This window comes from Rossellomorea orangium, from assembly GCF_019334305.1.
Classification (GTDB): domain Bacteria; phylum Bacillota; class Bacilli; order Bacillales; family Bacillaceae_B; genus Rossellomorea.
Window position 1 is genome coordinate 1 of record NZ_JAHWGH010000018.1, and the last position, 13,973, is coordinate 13,973.

The window sequence follows — 13,973 nt, forward strand, 5'->3', positions numbered from 1 at the left end:
GGGACGGACCTCCTAATGGAGGTCCGTCCCTCTTTCTTATTTACCCGTTCGCTTCAGATCGATCAACCACCGCGGCTCCTACAATGTCGCCGGTTACGTTAGATGCCGTTCCACCCATTCCGATGATGGCATCGACTCCTGCAATGAGAGCAACGATTTCGAGTGGTAATCCGAACATCGTTAACACGGCCGATAATGTAATCAATCCTGCAGAGGGGACTCCTGACGTTCCAATTGATAGTAAAGTTCCAACCAAAACGATCATCAAGAGGTCTGTAACAGAAAGGTGTAAATTCGTGACGTTTGCCGCGAATACAATCGATACGCCCATCCTAAGAGCTCCCCCGTCTGAATTAAAGATGGCCCCCAACGGTAATGCGAAATTCGCCGTTTTATCAGATATACCGGCTTTCTTGGCTGATTGAATGGCTACCGGTAGAGATGCAATACTGCTTGAAGTGAAAAAGGCAGTACTGTATGCTTCTTTCGTCTTCTTGAAAAATGTGATAACCGGATTACCCGTCAGCTTTAAGAAGCCAGCATATACTATAATCCAGAGTATAAGAATTCCCAGGTAAAAGACTCCTACAAACTTTAAGAGGGATTGAATCGTATCCCACCCCTGCTGACCAAATGTCGCAGCACTGATAGCAAGCACACCAAGCGGCGCGTATGCCAGAACCCCTTTCAGGAGAATATAAAACATTTCATTGAAGGCAGCGAAAACATTATCCAGTAATTCACCGTATTCCCTCAGCTTACTTTCTTGAGAGAACTTCATCCACGATATGGCTATCCCCATAATGATCGCAAGGAACATGATCGCCAGAGTATCGCCACCTGCAAAAGCCTGGAATAGATTATCAGGGATGATCTGGAGCAGTACATCTCCGAACTGTGGAGCTTTTGGTTCCTCCACCTGGGCATTAGGAAGCTCTAAGTTCGTCCCTGGGTTGAACAAAAACGCTAATCCAAGACCGATGAAGACCGCTGCTGCCGTGGTAGCTGCATAATATAGAATCAGCTTCCACCCCATCCGACCAAGCTGGGTCACACTCATCTTGTTCACCGCCTGCACTACAGTGAGGAAAATCACCGGGATGGCTATCAAGCTCAGAAGGTGAATGAGCACCGTTCCGAATGGCTTCAGAATTTCAGCATCTGACTTAAAGACGAGTCCTATGATGATCCCTAACAGGAACCCAACAGACATCTTCAAAACAAATGGGACTTTCATATATTGCTTCCATATGTATTTCATTTACACCTACGCCTTTACACATATTTTTTCAGACACCCATTATATCACTTTTACGGGAAGAGGGACGGACCTTCTTTTCGAGGTCCGTCCCTCCCAGCTTTCATTTCTACGTATAGTACGTTTAGCCTCTGAAAAAAGTATTTTCTTTTATTTAGAATTATACATCCATGAACGCTATCGTTTCTCTTATTCCCTGCTCGAATGGAGTGGTGATTACATTGCCGAGAAAACTCTCTAATTTTTGACCTGATAGTATAGTAGGTTCAGAATTGATATACTGCATTTCCAATGCTTCTCTCATTCCTTTCCCTGCGAACAGAGCAAAAATTGTAAACAAAGGTTTCGATATAAAGTAGAGTTCCTTTTCTTCGCCGAGAATATTCTTCAACTCATGTTCAATATCTTTTCCGGTAAACGCGGTACCACCCGGTATATTCCAATTTTGACCGTATGCCTCATTGCGGATAGCCAAGTCCACCATCATCCTAGCTCCATCTTTAGTGTAAATGAATTCCCTGAGAATATGTTTAGGACCAACAAACCCCGCTTTTTTCTTCTTTAAAAGCTGTTGTAAGGTGAAGTGAATATAGGTATTGGTAGCATTAGGTCCATAAAAGTCCGGGAAATGGCAGTTCAAGGTTGGAATAGTAGCCTGCTTTAATCGTTCATCCATTTTTAAGCGAAGTTTACCTTTTCGGGTTTGAGGATCCTTTTCCCAATCCTCTGTAAGCTTTTTCCCTCCACTTCTTCCATATGCATAAATATTATCCACCACAGCCAACCTGGCATTGTTTCTTTCTGCGGCAAAAATAATATTTTCTGTAACACTAATTAACTTATCTTTCCAATCTTCATAAGGAAGATTCAATGCGTGAAAGATTGCGTCACACCCATTTGAAGCATGAATCAGCTGCTCTCTATTCATAGCGTCCCCCGTCTGTATAGATACACTTCTAATGCTTGAATATAAATGGGATAACTTGGATTTCCCTCTTGCAAAAGCCACTACTTCTATTCCCCTGCTTACCAATTCCAACACAAGTGAATAGCCCATTCCTCCGGAAGCACCAACTACCATTGCCTTTTTCATTTTCCAATCCCCCTCCATTAATTAACCGATGGTCAAATAAGTATAAAAAATTTTACCCTAAGGATTTCAGGATAAAATTCACATGTGACTCTGCAAGATTCTCTACTTCGACATACGTTTCTTCACAACGACAGTAATGACTGACAAATCCGTGCAACGATAAGAAAATGGACCATGCCTGCTGGATTGTGACTTTTCTATTGCTTAATTGGATGAGAGTACGGGCAAATTTCTCGTAAGATTCGTTCGGTCCCTTGTTAACATAGCTTTTCACTTCGGCATCAGACAGTAAAAACATCATTTCATATTGACTCTTATGTGTCAGTCCAAATCTGATATAAGCAAGGAGTACTTGTTTTAGCTTCCCTTTGTTATCCAGATTTAGGTTAATCACGTCGTCTAGCCATCGATCTAACAGCTTGAAATCAGTTTCAATTATCGCATAAAACAAATCAGCTTTGTTCTTAAAGTGATAATATATCGATCCATGACTGTATCCAAGTACGGTGGCAATCTGCCTTATGGAAACCTGCTGGTAGCCTTTTTTGCGGAATAACTCTCGAGCAGCCGACATGATCATTTCCTTCGTAAGTTCTTGTTCAACAGCTTTTCTTGGTGACATAGAATTCAACTTCCTTTAATTGACCAGTGTTTAATTAAAGCATAACCATTACTGGTAAACATTGTCAAGAAAATATTACTTTGAAATGCGAGGGACGGACCTTCTTTTCGAGGTCCGTCCCTCCCTATTACTAAATTCAAATACAATCCCTTTCTTTGCCCCGCTTTTCTATTTCCCGTTTATATTCATCATAATTGCCACTGTAACTTTTTAATGTATGCTCTTCAACCGCGATGATTCTCTCAGCCATTCTGTTGATAAAATAACGGTCGTGGGAGATGAAGAAAATGGTACCGCTGAATTCGTCCAGGGCCTCCTCAATCGTTTCAATCGTATCAATATCAAGATGATTCGTCGGCTCATCCAAAATCAATAGATTGATATCCTGAAACAATAACATCGCAAGTTTTAATCTGACTCGCTCCCCTCCCGAAAGATGTTTCACTTTCTTGAATACACTTCCTTTATAAAACATGAACCTTGAAAGATATTCCCGCGCCTTCCCTTCTACTATGGAAATATCCTCCCTGAAAGTATCAAGGACGCTTGCTTCCTCATTATTAAATAGTATAGTCTGAGGTAAATAGGCCGCATTGACATTTGCACCGAACTGGAGTGTGCCTCCATCAGGATGATCTTCACCTATAAGCATTTTCAGGAATGTGGATTTGCCACTCCCATTTGGACCCAGCATGGCAACTCTTTCTCCATAACGGACCATCACATCGGTTTTAGCAAAAATCAACTTATCGTCAATCTGTTTAGATAAACCAACTCCTTTAATGGCTTCTTTCCCTGATCTGCCTGAAGCTTTCAAATCCAGATGCATGTTCCTACTGTCGAAAATGGGTTTATCGATAAGCTCCAACTTGGACAGTTTCTTTTGGACGCTTGCTGCCCTTTTAAAGAACTTCGTGTTATCAGCCCTCAATGCCCAATCACGTAAGCTCATCACTGTATGTTCCATGCGTTTGATTTTCTTTTGCTGTTCCTTGAAATGCTCATATTGGACTCTCAAATTCTCTTCTTTTTGAAGAACATAAGATGTGTAATTCCCTTTATATGAAATCGATTTTTTATTCTCGATCTCTACAATATTTGTCACTACGTTATCTAAGAAATAGCGATCATGGGAGACAATGAGTACCATGCCTTTATAACTCTTCAGAAAGCCTTCCAGCCATTCAACCGATAACATATCAAGGTGATTCGTCGGTTCATCCAAGAGCAGGATGTCGGGCTGATGAATTAAAAGCTTCCCAAGCCCGACAGTGGTTTTCTCCCCGCCACTTAACAGGTCAAAGTCACGCTCCAACAAGCTTTCTGTAAGCTGAAGCCCTGTACAGACCTTGCTTATTTTCTCTTCCTTCTCATAACCTCCCTTTACTTCAAATAATTGAATGAGTTCACTATATCGACTCAAAGCTTTATCAAGTTCATTCCCTTCCAACACGCTCAGGTCATTTTCCAATTTACGCATTTTTACTTCTATTCGATCTACTTCTTCGAATGCTGAATACAGTACATCCCTAGCCTTCATTCCTTCTGGGTAGACAGGGGATTGTTCCAAATACGCACTGGTTGCCCCCTTTGACATGTGAATGAGACCTTCGTCATAACCGTAGCTTGAGGTTTGTGGGTATCCAGGATAATAATTCATCGGCTCAATACCGGCGATCAGTTTCATGATCGTACTCTTCCCGCATCCGTTCTCCCCGACGATTCCTACTTTGTCTCCTTGATATACTTCAAGAGAAACATCTTCTACGACGAGTGTCGCTTCCATATATTTTTTGATTCTATTTACTTTTAACTCCAACATATGCGTTCCTTCTTTCGTTCGAAATGAAGTTACGCTATTTATGGACAGGCCAAATAAAAGATTTACTCCTATTCATTTTTTACAATAAAAAAAGACCACAAGAAGGGTATTCCTTCTCACAGTCATGAATCATGATCAACATATAACCCATAAAGGGTCCACCACCGTCAATATAGTGCTGGCGGTGCTTAACCTTCATGAACATTTCATCTTGATATCAGGACAGTAAGCTTCCTTCTAATTGCCTGATTCCATAAAGAGCATAACAAATAAACCTATAATACACAGGCAATTTAAGCTCATTACAAAATCCTTATTAATTTAAAAAATCAAATTAATCAGCAATTAGTTGGTTCCATAAACTTACTATCCCTCCCCGCAACATTTTCATTATTAGATAAATTTGTAAATAGAGGGACGGACCTCTATTTTCACTTTAGAGGTCCGTCCCTCCAGCAATTATTTTCCTAAAAAGCCGCCTTCGGATTTTATGAGTTGTCCTGTAATCCAGGCGGATTCTTCGCTGGCCAGGAAGCTGATCAGTTTTGCAGCGTCTTCCGGTTGGCCGATACGGCCGGTTGGAAATAGAGGTAGCAGATGTTCCCTTATTTCATCAGAGATCCAACCTGAATCTGTCGGTCCCGGATCTACCGAGTTCACTGTGATCCCGATAGGTGCAAGTCCAACTGATAATGGTTCTGTAATGGATATCAACATTCCTTTTGTAGCGATATAGGCTAGGTTATTGGGGTCTGGTCCTTTTGAAACCATATTGATGATCCGGCCGTGTCCCATTTGGGGGACAGCTTTTTCAAATCGTTTGGCAAACTCCGTTGTCAACAAAAGTGTCCCGCTGTTGTTCACTTGATAATGTTTATCCAGAATATCTTTATCCAACGTGGAATAACTTGCCGGAGCTTCGTACGTCGCGTTATTCACTAATATCGAAGGTGTACCTAGAATTTCTTCTACCTGATCCATTAAACGAGCGGGAGCCGTTCCTTCACCCAGATCCAGCTCCATATGGGCAGCCCGCACGCCATTTTTTTGCAGTTCCTTACTTAATTGATGAGGAAAGCCAGGATCTGCACCATTCCCAGTCATTTCATCAAATGAACTAAAATGGGTAAAGAAAATATCGGCTCCTGCAATGGCAAGTGATCGGCAAATTGCTGCTCCGATTCCCTTTGAACGGCTTGTTCCCGTAACGATGGCTATTTTACCTGTTAAATTGGTCATTTTAGTTTCCTCCTATTTCTGAAAGGAGAGGTCAACTGGCATTTAGAGATTGGCGTTGATACATATCCAGCTTAAAGTTCTGATTTCTTAAGTACACGCCAGGCATTTTCCACATGCATTCCTTCAGTTTTGATCTCCACGAAGTCCTTTAACGGTTCCTCAGCTGAAGTCAAAGAAAAATCGCTTTCAAGATTTTTCCGATATGAAATTTCATCTTTCCACCCGGTTAAGACCAGGAATTGATTCACTTCTTGTTGAGAAAAAGCATATGTACCACCAATCAATCCTTGTTCAGCATCCCTTCCTGAATTCCAGATTGCTTCCTGAATGTTGACAGAGTGCTCCTTTTTATCTTCTACCTGACCTACTGTCACGTGAATGAATTGACTTAGACGTATGAGATCACTCATCTCCCCTGCCGAGTTCAAAACAGAGTTGATTCCCTCATACAATTGAACCTCTATAGAGGAATAAGTGCTTCCTTGAGCAGAATCGAAAAAAATCTCATCATGCGTTTTTTCCATAAATAAGTTGTAATCCTTTCGGGTTTCCCAAAATGCAAACACACAAGCAGTGAGGTTTGGATCATAGCGCCAGCCACCTAATTGTCCAATGAACCCCTTCATCGAATGTAGACGGCTCCATTGCTTTTGAGATTCAAAGAATGATTCTTTCTGATACTCTCTCACTCTGCAGGAAATTCTCTTGATCAACATATCTTCACCTTAAATATTTTCATAGATTTCTAGTAAAGCACCCTCGGGATCGCGGAAATGAGCGACCCTCATGCCCCACTCAACTTTTTCCATGGGCATTGTGATAAATTCCACTTTTTCTTTCAGTTTTTCATACGATTCCTCTACACTTTCTACTTCAAAAATCAATGCAACATGGTCGACAAGAGATGCATCTTGATTGTTTTCAGTACCTAGTGCATCCGTCATCTGTTTCCGTTCGAAAATACCTAAATGTGACTGTCCTACTCTAAATTGTCCATACTTAGAGTCTTCATCTCCCCAGGATACCTCAAATCCCAAAACATCCTTATAAAAAAGGAAGCATTTTCTATAATCCTTCACCAGTAACCGGGTATGTGTTAAATTCAAAACAAAAACCTCCTCTACCACTTGAATACTACCAATTATTTCAAATTACCTTTTTGAAGACAATCATTTTCTTACAGGAAATTAGGAAAAAGGGCAAGCATTAAATCACTATACTCTATTTATGACATACATTAACTATATCAAAAAGAAAATCTGAAATTGGAGGAAGGAAATTGAGAAAAAAAAGTAGGGCTCAACGCTATGTCAATCAGGGCATCCGATGCATACCAGAATTCCCTCCAAAGAGCTGTCATACAATTTATCCACCAGTTCCGATACCACAAACTCCCGGCATCCTTAAGACCACGACCTTTCAGTATGTCGCATATTCTGATGGAGCCAAAAGGAATTTCACTAATCAGGATCGTTCCGAGGAATATAGTACGTCCGGGATTCTTTGCCCACAACAAGTCTCGTATATGAATCTCTTTGTAAATGCCATGCTTCAGCCGCCATCTTTATATAAGGTAAGAGAGGGATTGCTCACACTGAATTCAGCGGACCTCCCTGCTGCAGGAGTACCGGTCATCTTACAATATATTTTAATTCATAGAGAATAGATAAGAGCGATGACAAATCATCGCTCTTCAATCACTAAGTTTCAATAGTTGTAGAAGCGGTTGGTACGTAGTTGATCACCTCAAGCACAATCGAAGAATCCTGGATGATGGAACCTCCACCTGCCGGGACATCGATGGCTAAAGAACCGACCCCAGTTGCACCAGGTGTGTACGTATAAATCCCCTCCATCTGAAGTGCACCATTGATGTACAAATTCACATAACTGTTACTGGCAGCCAACGCAGGAAGATCCGTCGCAGCAGCTCCAGTGTCTTCAAAGAAATCTCCTGCATCAATAGTCAACGTTGCACCTGCAGCCGTTTCAGCAGTGGTAACATTGAAGAACCTTGCAGTATCTGGTGAGACGGAAATGGTGGAAGTAGCAGTAGCCTGGATTTTCATTAGTTGCAGAGCCAAATCATTCCCCCCTTTCTTTAGTATAATCGTATTACTCTATTAGTTATATGCTTGCTCTAGTAGAATGATTGGGATTTTGGAATAATTTGGTTAATGCAGGTCATGGAATAACAAAAAGCCCAGTCTCTAGATACTGGACTTTTCAATACTTTAATAGAGGCGAAATGGATAAGGTCACAGGGATTTTAGAATTATTGTCAGTGTCTCATTACTGCCCCGTCCCGCCACCAGAGTCACGACCGCCACCCATGGTGTAGTTTCTGTCTTCCCCTGGTTTCGCACCAGGATCTATCCCCGGGGTGTGCCGGTCGTTTCCTCCTCTTTTACGTCTGATATCTATAACTAATGCAAATAACAAGATCCCAACAATTAAAACAACGAACCACGTCATTACTATCTCCCCCTCATAGATCATATGATGAAGATGGGAATGAAATGCAATCCTACTTATCTGACTAATTTATTCGATCTAAAAACTTTTGTACTGTTGAATTGAATTCATCCGGTTCATCAATATTTGCTGTATGCCCTGCATTCGGGAGTAAGCCAACCTCAATTTCCGGATTTGATTTTTTGATATAAGCAACGGATTCCACTTCATGCACATCATGACTTCCGTTCAGAACCAGTACTGGCCTTGTGAGGCTTTGGAAGTCCTCATTTGTAACGGCGGGATAATGATAGGTCATTGTGTGAAGTACTCTTTGAATCGTTTCCTTCCATTTACCCCCATGCAGTTGCAGAAAATGCAGTGCAATTTCTTCGTCATTCTCTTCAATATGCAGGAAGTAATCATTCTGTTTCTCCATAATCTCTTTCAACTCTTCAGGAATATGAGGAGAGTAACCAGTCAGAATGACCCCCTTCACAAGTTCCGGCTTACGTAAAGCGATATGTATGGCCAGCGATGCTCCCAGTGACAACCCCAAAATATAACCTTCACCTTTTTCCTCTATAATTGAATATAGATAATGAAGGGTATCTTCAATGTAGTTATCGGAAGGCTCTGTTGTTGAATCCCCATGTCCCGGCAAATCAAGTAGTACAAGCTCGTAGCGATCTTCAAAGTATGCAATCTGATTTGAGAAGTGCGTACGTGCCGTGCCCATAAAACCGTGAAGCATATATATTTTTTCCATTGTCATCCCCCTGATTCTCCTCTTCCACAGCCATCCTTAATGCTCCTGAAAGGTTTTCCTGAATCCATAAAACGGTCTGTATCCTTTTTGTTCATAATACGTATGGGAGGTGCTGCTAGCGAGCATCTCTATTCTCGTATCCGGATATAACCCATGTACGTACTGCAGCAGTGCGTCACCAATACCCTTCCCACGGAACTCCCGATGGATCAGTAATTCACAGATAAAAAGGGTGATGGATTGGTCGGTCAATCCCCTGATATAGGCGATGATTTCTCCCTCATGTAATGCCACATAGGCGATACTAGAGTTGTTCCAGGCACTTTTTGTACTATCTTTCTTCTCCACCAGGTTATTCCACTGTTCGTCTGAGTTTAAATGATGAATATAGTTAAAGTCTTCCACTCTATATTCTCGTATTGCGATGACAACATTATCTTTCACGCTTATTTCCATTTCGACATTCCTCCCATTCCGCTACTAATAATTCCGTAAGTCTGCCATTCATCGCTTTGGAAAGATTCACCCATATGACTGCACCTATTGGATGCTTGTAAGGAAAAGGTTCATCAAACATCGAAGGCTGATCCAACACCCATGCATATGTCCTTTTATAAGAAAGTGAAAGCGCTTCCTGTCCATCTCCGCCATGCTTAATGGAGTTCTCACGGTAATCATCCAACGTCAATTCTATACTGTCTTTGATTTCAACTGTTCCTATGACTGTCCCGGTGCCGCTCTTTATTAATCCGACGCGCCCCCTGACAGCCGTGTTAGAACCGCGTATCTCCCAGGTCTTTTCCCCTTTAAGAATATAATCGATCCATGGTGCTCTGATTATTAACCCTTTCATTGAATACTCCTTAACTTTTCATTCTGTGAACAGGATGATCGACTCGACTCCGAAACGATCTCCTGAATGTAATCCTTTATTCATTAATAGAGAAATCTCCAGTACTCTTTCACTTTAACATAATTATCCAATACCGATAATCCTTTTTGACGAAAAAGAAGCTAACCTTTGGATTAGCTTCCTGAACAGTACTATATAAGTTAATTCCAATCAACGACAGGCTTATCAGTCTGAACCCTGATCCCCAATTCTTCTGCAGCGGCAAAAATCAATTCCTTTCTGAAATAGTAACTGATATGATGCACGATTTTCCCGTTCTCCACTTCCTGGTATTGTATGTCATGAATTTCAGGACCTTGCTCGCCATCTGCCAGCTTGACGATAACTTTACGTCCCCATAAACTGTATTCCACAGCCCTCATAACTGGAAGTCCATATTTCATGGAACCTGAGCGCATCTCTTCTTTGTTAAATTCCTGGAAACCGAGGGCGGCATCATTTTGTGCTTCTTCACTGATCAATGCCATCACAGCGTCAATATCTCCATCATTCATAGCTTTCAGGTATGCCTTGATGATCGGGTGAGTTTCAGGTTGTGCCTGTTGATGTCTGCCTTCATGAACATCAATCGTTTTCAGTTTTTCCTTCATACGACGGACAGCAGCGTAGACCCCTCCTGGTGTTGTCCTCACCATGCCAGCCACTTCCCTGGCATCGAACCTGAATACCTCCCTCAACAGGAAGACCGCGACCTGCCGGGGATAAAAGTGGTCAAATAGGATGTGTAAAGCTTCTTCTGCTTCCAGTTCATCTTTCGGGGTATCTTGAAGGAATTCATCTTCTTCAAGGAGACCCAGATGCCTTTTTTCTTTTCTGCACCGGTCAATCCATGTGGTAGTGGCCATACGGTATAAGTAGGCTTTTGGGTTTGTGGGATGCCAACGCTGGTAGTAGCCTCCGAACGCTTTTAACATCGTATCCTGAAATAAATCCTCCCCATCCCATGGTGACCCCGTTAAATATCGGCAATATCTCCATAATCCTTCTTTGAATTCTTCCATCATGGATTGAAACTCACTCGCCAATTCCCTGTTTTTTTCCGTGAACGATTCTTCTATCGTTTCCCGCATATTCATCCCCCTCTATTTTTTTCTAATTCATATGTAAAACGTTTAACCACTGCAAAATTATACGGTCACGACAATAAAAGTGAAAAATATTTAGATTTTCCACTTTTCATCTTACTATATTATTCAATTTGCATAATCATAAAAATAGGGTATGACTTGTAAGGGAATCTAATTCTTCCGTTCATTTTCCCTCTTGAAATTCCCTGTCACTTTTGCCATGATTAACTGTTTGTTTTTTTCATATCGAGAATCTTGTATTCTTTTCAAGAATTTTTCCGCGTCTTTCCCCTTCAAAATTTTCACCTGCTTACCCTCATAACCAATAAATACACTTAGATCTTTATTGACCCGGTAGTGAAAAGGAATTTCACCCAGGCGGTTCCGTTTATCGATATTGCTCATCGTTCATCTCAACTTCCTTTCATAGTTGTTCATGCTGTCTTCTTTTGTGAGCCTGCCACGTACGGATCATACTTGGCACACCGGCGGACATGCTCACCATAAAACTCCACATGACGTACATCCACTCACCGGTGTACAGTGCTACACAAATAAAAAACAACAATTGACCCAAAAGGGCAAACCACGAAGCGATCCATGCGAATGTCAGATTTTCTTTCAAACCAGATCCTCCTCAACTCCTCAATATGAATATAATTGTTGAGCAATTTTTAGAAATCTATCATTCTAAATAATCGATTGAAGAAGCAACCACAATAATAAACGTGATTGCTTCTAAATGCTTTAGTTCATCACCCATTTATCCTTCAAGAACATCACTCTTCCAATCATAAAGATGATAAGCATAATCACCAGATTGCTTCCAATCGTAATGGCGATGTGCTGATAATCCACAACACCCATCAACAACTCTTTAAATTGACTGAAGAGGTTCAGAATCGGAATGGCGAAATGTTTAAATGTCAGCTCGTTCAGTCCGACATTAGTGATGAACATGCCTGGGAACGCAGCAAGCATCATGATCGGTGCACTGTAGCTGCCTGCTTCCTTGACGGTCTTTCCTAGAATGCTTGTGATCATCTGCAGGGAAGCAATAAATACGGCATACACAACGGTCAGTAGGAGGGAAATCCCGACTATTTCATAAACATTCTCACCGAAGGACACTGCTTTTTTCAGATTTTCTGTAAACAGACTGATTTCAACTGCGAGAACAATGAGGGTGACAAGTCCTGTGATGACCCCGACAGAAGCAATGGTCAACCACTTAGAAAGCATTAATGTGGAACGTTTGACAGGTGTCATGAGCAATGCTTCCATCGTTTTTTTCTCTTTTTCCCCTGCGAATAAGTCTGCAGCTGATGGAGCGGTTCCCACTCCTATGGATATTGCCAGGATAAGAGGTACAAGGAAGGATAGCAGGAACATGCTTCCCTCATCATCCGAGACTTCCTGCTGTTTGATAGTGAACGGCTGAATGATGGAAAGGTCCGTCCCTTCTGCTCTTAATCTCTCTGAAGTAACCTCTTTTTCATAGACGGTTAGGGCGTTTGTAGCCGCATTCATTAGATTGCTTGAATTCTGGCTGAAGGAATCCCCGATTAAAGTAATCTCGGCTTCCGTTCCTTCCTCGATACTTTGAATAAAATCCGTGCTTACAATCATGGCGGCAAGTGCTTCTCTCTCTTCAACAGCTTTTCTCGGGTTGTCTGATTTAACAAGTTCAATATTGTCAGATCCTGAGAATATTTCCGAGAGCTCACGACTGATAGAGGTGTCCACTGCAAGGGCATAGGATTCCCCTTCTCCTCCTGAAACCATATTCTCATAGAAGAATACAAGTCCACTCATCATAAATAACGGAAGGAAGACGGTGAGCAGAAGAGTTCTGCGGTCTCTGAAACTGTCTTTCAGTTCTTTCAGATAGATATTAAGAAGCATAGTGCTCATCCCCTCTCACCAATTTACTCATAAAGATATAATTAAGATCCCTGCTCTTTTCAGTCTTGTATAATTCTTCAATATCGCCTTGGTACACCAATTCCCCTTTATGCATCATGGCGACTTTGTCACATAGCATGGATACTTCTTCCATGATGTGGCTGGAGAAGAGGATGGTCTTCCCTTCACGCTTCAGCTGATGGACAAGCTGGCGAAAGACATTTGAAGATGTGATGTCTAGACCTGTCGTCGGTTCATCAAACAAAATAATATCTGGATTATGGATCAATGTCCTTGCAATGGCGACCTTCTGACGCATTCCTTTGGAAAATCCTCCTACCCGCCTGTCAAGATAATCCCTCATTCCGAACATCCTCGACAGATCATCGATCCTCACTTTCGTTTCATGCTTGCTCAAGCCGTATAGGCGAGCGAAGTATTGCAGGTTTTCCCTTGCAGATAAACGGTCATATAAACCCGTTTCCCCTCCAAATAACACACCGATCTTCGTTTTGATTTTGTTGGGATCTTCGATGGTATCGTAACCTGCAACTTCTATCGTGCCCTCAGTAGGTGTCAGTAAAGTTGCAATTGCCCTTAGAAGCGTGGTCTTTCCTGCACCATTTTCACCAAGCAGCCCGACCACTTCCCCTTTCTGAACGGAAAGAGAGACATGTTTTAATGCGGTTATATAGTTCTTTTTATCCTTAAACGTCTTAGTCACTTCATGAATATGAATCAATACAATCACCTCAATAATGTTTAATATGTTTTTATCATACAAATGAATTGGGGGAGAATCTTTACTTATGTCGTGAAAAGTCCATTTCT

Annotated in this window: 18 protein-coding genes; 1 reads left to right on the forward strand and 17 read right to left on the reverse strand. The window is 41.6% G+C overall.

Features of this window, described 5'->3' with window-relative positions:
- Nucleotides 1-40: 40 nt before the first annotated feature.
- The 7 genes from KYJ26_RS17270 to KYJ26_RS17300 form a co-directional block, all read right to left on the reverse strand.
- The gene (locus KYJ26_RS17270; RefSeq protein WP_219168634.1) at nucleotides 41-1,261 is read right to left on the reverse strand and encodes a dicarboxylate/amino acid:cation symporter; all 1,221 of its coding nucleotides are present in this window, start codon (nucleotides 1,259-1,261) and stop codon (nucleotides 41-43) included.
- A 157-nt stretch (nucleotides 1,262-1,418) separates the two neighbouring features.
- Nucleotides 1,419-2,351, reverse strand: a complete 933-nt coding sequence (locus KYJ26_RS17275; RefSeq protein ID WP_219168635.1) for an SDR family NAD(P)-dependent oxidoreductase — start codon at nucleotides 2,349-2,351, stop codon at nucleotides 1,419-1,421.
- A 52-nt stretch (nucleotides 2,352-2,403) separates the two neighbouring features.
- A complete protein-coding gene (locus KYJ26_RS17280; RefSeq protein WP_219168636.1) occupies nucleotides 2,404-2,973 on the reverse strand; it encodes a TetR/AcrR family transcriptional regulator in 570 nt (189 codons plus the stop codon).
- 136 nt (nucleotides 2,974-3,109) lie between these two features.
- Nucleotides 3,110-4,795, reverse strand: coding sequence for a ribosomal protection-like ABC-F family protein (abc-f, locus tag KYJ26_RS17285; protein WP_219168637.1), 1,686 nt, complete (start codon nucleotides 4,793-4,795; stop codon nucleotides 3,110-3,112).
- Between the two features lie 459 nt (nucleotides 4,796-5,254).
- Nucleotides 5,255-6,034 carry an SDR family oxidoreductase gene (locus KYJ26_RS17290; RefSeq protein ID WP_219168638.1) on the reverse strand — a complete coding sequence of 260 codons (780 nt, stop codon included), beginning with the start codon at nucleotides 6,032-6,034 and terminating at the stop codon, nucleotides 5,255-5,257.
- Nucleotides 6,035-6,105: 71 nt separating this feature from the next.
- Nucleotides 6,106-6,750 carry a DUF4937 domain-containing protein gene (locus KYJ26_RS17295; protein WP_219168639.1) on the reverse strand — a complete coding sequence of 215 codons (645 nt, stop codon included), beginning with the start codon at nucleotides 6,748-6,750 and terminating at the stop codon, nucleotides 6,106-6,108.
- A 9-nt stretch (nucleotides 6,751-6,759) separates the two neighbouring features.
- The gene (locus KYJ26_RS17300; RefSeq protein ID WP_219168640.1) at nucleotides 6,760-7,140 is read right to left on the reverse strand and encodes a VOC family protein; all 381 of its coding nucleotides are present in this window, start codon (nucleotides 7,138-7,140) and stop codon (nucleotides 6,760-6,762) included.
- A 173-nt stretch (nucleotides 7,141-7,313) separates the two neighbouring features.
- On the opposite strand from KYJ26_RS17300, the gene KYJ26_RS17305 reads away from it, so the two are divergent.
- The gene (locus KYJ26_RS17305) at nucleotides 7,314-7,700 is read left to right on the forward strand and encodes a DUF4183 domain-containing protein (protein WP_219168641.1); all 387 of its coding nucleotides are present in this window, start codon (nucleotides 7,314-7,316) and stop codon (nucleotides 7,698-7,700) included.
- A 34-nt stretch (nucleotides 7,701-7,734) separates the two neighbouring features.
- Here the strand turns inward: KYJ26_RS17305 and KYJ26_RS17310 are convergent, their stop codons facing one another.
- From KYJ26_RS17310 to KYJ26_RS17355, 10 genes are all read right to left on the reverse strand, one after another.
- A complete protein-coding gene (locus KYJ26_RS17310) occupies nucleotides 7,735-8,118 on the reverse strand; it encodes a DUF4183 domain-containing protein (protein WP_219168642.1) in 384 nt (127 codons plus the stop codon).
- A gap of 208 nt (nucleotides 8,119-8,326) precedes the next feature.
- Complete coding sequence (locus KYJ26_RS17315) at nucleotides 8,327-8,509, reverse strand: hypothetical protein (protein ID WP_219168643.1); 183 nt, start codon at nucleotides 8,507-8,509, stop codon at nucleotides 8,327-8,329.
- Between the two features lie 64 nt (nucleotides 8,510-8,573).
- Nucleotides 8,574-9,257: an alpha/beta fold hydrolase gene (locus KYJ26_RS17320; protein WP_219168644.1), complete on the reverse strand. Its 684-nt coding sequence runs from the start codon at nucleotides 9,255-9,257 to the stop codon at nucleotides 8,574-8,576.
- A 36-nt stretch (nucleotides 9,258-9,293) separates the two neighbouring features.
- A complete protein-coding gene (locus tag KYJ26_RS17325; RefSeq protein WP_219168645.1) occupies nucleotides 9,294-9,713 on the reverse strand; it encodes a GNAT family N-acetyltransferase in 420 nt (139 codons plus the stop codon).
- Entirely contained in the window at nucleotides 9,691-10,110 is a 420-nt protein-coding gene (locus KYJ26_RS17330) for an ASCH domain-containing protein (RefSeq protein ID WP_219168646.1), read from the reverse strand. Before KYJ26_RS17330 ends, KYJ26_RS17325 begins: the two co-directional genes overlap by 23 nt.
- Nucleotides 10,111-10,310: 200 nt before the next feature.
- Entirely contained in the window at nucleotides 10,311-11,240 is a 930-nt protein-coding gene (locus KYJ26_RS17335; RefSeq protein WP_257475109.1) for a sigma-70 family RNA polymerase sigma factor, read from the reverse strand.
- 168 nt (nucleotides 11,241-11,408) lie between these two features.
- Nucleotides 11,409-11,642: a hypothetical protein gene (locus tag KYJ26_RS17340; RefSeq protein WP_219168648.1), complete on the reverse strand. Its 234-nt coding sequence runs from the start codon at nucleotides 11,640-11,642 to the stop codon at nucleotides 11,409-11,411.
- A gap of 19 nt (nucleotides 11,643-11,661) precedes the next feature.
- A complete protein-coding gene (locus tag KYJ26_RS17345; RefSeq protein WP_219168649.1) occupies nucleotides 11,662-11,862 on the reverse strand; it encodes a hypothetical protein in 201 nt (66 codons plus the stop codon).
- A gap of 122 nt (nucleotides 11,863-11,984) precedes the next feature.
- Nucleotides 11,985-13,142 (reverse strand): ABC transporter permease, encoded by a 1,158-nt coding sequence (locus KYJ26_RS17350; RefSeq protein WP_219168650.1) that lies wholly within the window; start codon nucleotides 13,140-13,142, stop codon nucleotides 11,985-11,987.
- A complete protein-coding gene (locus KYJ26_RS17355; protein WP_219168651.1) occupies nucleotides 13,132-13,884 on the reverse strand; it encodes an ABC transporter ATP-binding protein in 753 nt (250 codons plus the stop codon). Before KYJ26_RS17355 ends, KYJ26_RS17350 begins: the two co-directional genes overlap by 11 nt.
- Nucleotides 13,885-13,973 lie beyond the last annotated feature (89 nt).